Below are 3,505 nucleotides of genomic sequence, written 5' to 3'. Positions count from 1 at the left end.
TGTTCTGTCCACGGAGGTTGGTGACGGACGGCACGGCTTGGTGCTCTTGAACGGGTGAGGGCCTTCCGGCTTCGGTGTGGATTGCGACATCTCCACCGAGCACCGAGAAGGCCCTCTTGCCCCACCGTAATGCACCCCTGACCGAGACCGGCCGTCTGCGTCTGGCCCGCTGCGTCGTCGAGGACGGCTGGACACTGCGCCGGGCCGCCGAGCGCTTCCAGGTCTCCCCGACCACCGCCCAGCGATGGGCGGATCGCTACCGGCAGTCCGGCGAGGCCGGGATGACGGACCGCTCCTCGCGGCCGCACACGAGCCCGCGCCGCACCCCGACACGCACCGAACGCCGGATCATCAAGATCCGCGTCCTGCGCCGGTGGGGCCCGGCCCGCATCGCCCACCTGCTGCGTCTGGTGCCCTCGACCGTGCACCGCGTCCTGACCCGATTCGGCCTGGCCCGCCTCACCCACCTGGACCGGGCCACCGGCCGGGCGATACGCCGCTACGAACGCGACAAGCCCGGCGAGCTGGTGCACGTCGACATCAAGAAACTCGGCAACATCCCCGACGGCGGCGGGCACAAGACGCTGGGTCGCCAGGCGGGTCGCAAGAACCGCAAGAACGCCGGCTACAGCTACCTGCACACCGCCGTCGACGACCACTCCCGCCTCGCCTACAGCGAGATCCTCACCGACGAGAAAAAGGAGACCGCCACCGGCTTCTGGACCCGCGCTCAGACATTCTTCACCTCCTGCGGGATCACCGTCGAGAGGGTCCTGACCGACAACGGCTCCTGCTACCGCTCACGTGACTGGGGTGACCTGCTGGCCTCGGCCGGGATCACCCACAAGCGAACCCGGCCCTACCGGCCGCAGACCAACGGCAAAGTCGAACGCTTCAAGTGCGCCACGAGGCGCTCTGCCGCATCCCCGGCATAGCCGGGAGGAAATCGAGAGGAGGTTCCTGGGCCTAATGGCTTACCTAGATCCGAAAGGTGAAGGGGACCAGAGCATGCCAGGAAACCAGCAGCCGGGTCCAGGCGTCAGGGACGGTGTGCTGGGAAGGCCCGCGTGATATGGCGAAGGCTTGACTGCCTGAATCCCAATCTCCAGGAGATGGAAGTTCACATCCGCCGGAAAGACGCCCGAAACCGGCGCCAGCCCTGCGGAGTTCGCGTTGAACGGACTCCGCAACTCTCGGGGCCAGGAGCGATGCCCAGTGAGGGCATTCAAGGAGATGAGTGGGGCGCCTAAGTCACGCTATGACGTGCGGCAGAGACGAACGTGGGATCGCCTAACGGGCGCGAGCCCCATGGCGACGGAGGCCCCGTAGTAGTCGCCGGAGTCACGACCGGCCAAGGAGGACGGGAAAGCCGTCCGCATCGGGCGAAGGGGGCCAGGTGATCGGACACCCGAAGTCGGGAGGTATGCGAAATGCAGAGCGCCGAAACGGTGCTGGGTGTCCTGCGTGAGCGCGGCAGGCGCAGTCTGCCGTGTGAGGAACTGTTTCGACAGATGTTCAACCCGCAGTTATATCTGCTGGCCTACGGGCGCATCTACTCCAACAAGGGGGCGATGACACCAGGGGTCACGCAGGAGACCGTGGATGGCATGTCGATGGGCCGGATCAACCGCATCATTGATGCGATGCGCCACGAGCGCTATCGGTTCCGCCCTGCGAGGCGAGTACATATCCCGAAGAAACAGAGCGGGAAGACTCGGCCTCTCGGCCTGCCTACCTGGTCGGATAAGTTGGTCGGCGAAGTGGTACGGCTCCTACTGGAGGCGTATTACGAACCGGTCTTCTCCGGCAGGTCCCACGGATTCCGGCCTCGGAAAGGCTGCCACACCGCACTCCGCGAAGTGGTCAACACCTGGACGGGGACGACCTGGTTTGTTGAGGGCGACATTGCCGACTGCTTCGGGAGCCTCGACCATGAGGTCATGCTCCGGATCCTGGGCGAGAAGGTCCATGACAGCCGGTTCCTGCGGCTGGTGCGGAACATGCTGACGGCCGGATATCTGGAGGACTGGACCTGGCACACGACGTTGAGCGGAGCCCCGCAAGGCGGCGTGGCCTCACCGGTCTTGTCCAACATCTACCTGCACAAGCTGGATATCTACGTCGAGCAGACACTGATCCCGGAATACACACGAGGCAGGCTCCGGGCACGCAGCACGGAATACCGCCGGGTGGAATCGGCAATCGCACGTGCCCGCCGCAAAGGTGACCGCGCCGAAGTGCGGTCGCTCTACAAGCGGTTGCACCGCCTCCCCAGCCAGGATCCCAACGATCCCGACTATCGGAGGCTACGATACGTGCGCTATGCCGACGACACCCTCCTCGGGTTTGTCGGGCCAAAAGCTGAAGCCGAAGAAATCAAACGGTGTCTGGCGACGTTCCTGCGTGAAGACCTCAAACTGGAACTGTCGCAAGAGAAAACGCTGATCACCCATGCCCGGACAGGCAGGGCCCGGTTCCTCGGCTACGAGATATCGACGGCGAGTACGGACCGCAGAACACGACGGCCGTCTGCGACGGACCGGCGCAACCGCCGATCCCTCAACGGGACGATCGTCCTGCACGTGCCCGTCGACGTGATCAAGGCCAAGTCCGCCCCTTACATGGCAGGCGGAAAACCCGCCTGCCGGAACTCACTCGTGAATGAGACCGATCATGTCATTGTCGGGAAGTTCGCCATTGAGTACCGGGGCGTCGTCCAGTACTACCTGATGGCCGGTGACGTTTTCCGACTTCACCGGCTGCGCTGGGTTATGGAGACCTCCATGCTCCGGACCCTGGCACGAAAGCACGGCTCGACGGTGTCGAAGATGGCGGCCCGCTTCAAGGCCAAGATCCAGACGCCCTACGGGCCGCGCACCTGTTTCGAGGCTCGTATGCCACGGGACAACAGGAAGGAACTGGTGGCCCGATTCGGAGGGATTCCCCTCAAACGGCAGAAGACGGCGGAACTGACCGACCGTCTGACAGGCCCCGTCTATCCCCACAAGAAGTTGATCCGTCGACTTCAGGGAAATCGGTGCGAGATCTGTGAGCAGACTGGCGAGGTGGAGGTTCACCACATCCGGTCACTCAACGACCTCAGCCGAGTGGACGGGCCACCCCCCGATTGGGTGAACCTCATGGCCAGGCGCCGGCGCAAGGCCCTCGTGGTCTGCGGCGCCTGTCACGAGCGCATCCACAGCGGGAAGCCGAACACGACGCTCACGCAGTAGTCACTAGAGAGCCGGATGCTCGGAAAGCGGGCCCGTCCGGTTCGGAGGGAGGCCGAGCGGAAAAGGCCCTGCCCAGCAGGGACCTCGCCGCTCGGCCGACCCTACCCGCACCCTGCTCGACGAATGGGCCTACGCCCGCCCCTACCGCTCCGAGCAGGAACGACGCGAGGCATACCCCGCCTGGCTGCACACCTACAATCACCACCGCGGACACACCGCACTGAAGGGCCAGCCACCCGCCAGCCGCGTCCCCAACCTCACGGGTCAGTACA

At 64.9% G+C, this 3,505-nt stretch carries 1 protein-coding gene and 2 pseudogenes; all 3 read left to right on the top strand.

Going from position 1 to position 3,505, the window contains the following annotated elements:
- Positions 1–116: 116 nt before the first annotated feature.
- Positions 117–896 (top strand): annotated as a pseudogene (locus tag PV419_RS52700) (IS481 family transposase); the annotation flags it as partial.
- 534 nt (positions 897–1,430) lie between these two features.
- Entirely contained in the window at positions 1,431–3,233 is a 1,803-nt protein-coding gene (locus PV419_RS52695; RefSeq protein ID WP_319701215.1) for a reverse transcriptase domain-containing protein, read from the top strand.
- 106 nt (positions 3,234–3,339) lie between these two features.
- Positions 3,340–3,505: pseudogene (locus PV419_RS52690) on the top strand (integrase core domain-containing protein); the annotation flags it as partial.

The sequence above is a fragment of the Streptomyces sp. ME19-01-6 genome, from assembly GCF_033793745.1.
In the GTDB taxonomy this organism is placed as follows: domain Bacteria; phylum Actinomycetota; class Actinomycetes; order Streptomycetales; family Streptomycetaceae; genus Streptomyces.
This window is presented reverse-complemented; position numbering and strand designations above follow the sequence as displayed.